Below are 705 nucleotides of genomic sequence, written 5' to 3'. Positions count from 1 at the left end.
GGCTCCCCCGCCATGAACTTCCTGAAGGGCCATGTGCGCGTCAACGGCGTTGCCACCTTCGAGGGACCGAACGGCGTCAAGCTGCCGCTCAAGAACGCGCCGACGGCGTCCGACGGCCGTCCTGTCGTCTATGGCGTGCGGCCCGAGCATTTCACCATCGCGGACGACGGCGCCGATGCCGAGATCATCGTGGTCGAGCCGACCGGCTCGGAGACGCAGGTGTTTGCGAAGGTGGGCGGCGAGCAGGTGGTCGCGGTGTTCCGCGAGCGTCACCAGTTCAATCCGGGCGACAAGGTCAAGCTGAAGCCTGACCCGTCACTGGTTCATCTGTTCGACGACGCGACGGGCAAACGCCTGTAGCGACGCCGAAGGACTGCCCAAAGACTGCCCAAGAACTACCAAATATAAATACAAAATCTTAGGGAGAGAACGATGAGCAATTTCGACAGGCGAAGTGTGCTTAAAGCTGGCCTGGGCGGTGCAGCATTGCTGGCCGGCCCGGGCATCGTCCCGGTCCGCGCGGCGGAGTGGACCAACACGCCGGAGCCGAACGCGTCCATCCGCGTCCTGCGCTGGAAGCAGTTCATCCAGGCCGAGTTCGACAAGTTCGCCGAGCAGACCAAGGCGTTCTCCGAGAAGACCGGCGTCAAGGTCAAGCTCGAGGCCGAGAGCTGGGAGGACATCCGCCCCAAAGCGGCGGGGGCC

At 64.0% G+C, this 705-nt stretch carries 1 protein-coding gene and 1 pseudogene; both read left to right on the top strand.

Annotated features, from left to right (window positions below; genetic code table 11):
• The coding region (locus PMI42_RS00020; protein WP_008129330.1) for a TOBE domain-containing protein at positions 1-360 on the top strand (360 nt) is incomplete at its 5' end.
• A gap of 72 nt (positions 361-432) precedes the next feature.
• Positions 433-705, top strand: a pseudogene (locus PMI42_RS00015) (ABC transporter substrate-binding protein); the annotation flags it as partial.

Origin of the sequence: Bradyrhizobium sp. YR681, from assembly GCF_000282615.1 — a bacterium.
GTDB lineage: Bacteria > Pseudomonadota > Alphaproteobacteria > Rhizobiales > Xanthobacteraceae > Bradyrhizobium.
Note: the sequence above shows the minus strand (reverse complement) of the source record. Positions and strands in the feature narration are given on the sequence as shown.